Source organism: Duganella fentianensis, assembly GCF_009857835.1.
Taxonomy (GTDB): domain Bacteria; phylum Pseudomonadota; class Gammaproteobacteria; order Burkholderiales; family Burkholderiaceae_D; genus Rugamonas; species Rugamonas fentianensis.
In genome coordinates, this window is the sequence record NZ_WWCL01000038.1 from 1 (window position 1) to 255 (window position 255).

Sequence of the window (255 nt, forward strand, 5' to 3'; positions counted from 1 at the left end):
CCATGGAGGCCAAGAGCTTGCCCATCATGCTGTTCGACGAGCGCGCGCTGACGCCGTCTTTCGGCTACGTGTTCGACCCGAAATGGCTCGATCCGTTTGAATCGATCGTGTCCATCCTGTGGAAGCTAGCCAGGATGAACCGGCTATCCGGTCAGGCGATCACCACGCAGTTGGCCAAGTCTGACATTGACCCATATGAGGGCGTGGCGGCATGCCGCTCGGAGGTCGACCTGTGCCGCTTACATCTCACCCTGG

General features: G+C 60.0%; 1 pseudogene. It reads left to right on the forward strand.

From position 1 onward, the window contains the following. Positions 1-26 precede the first annotated feature (26 nt). A pseudogene (locus GTP23_RS23195) lies at positions 27-255 on the forward strand (hypothetical protein); the annotation flags it as partial.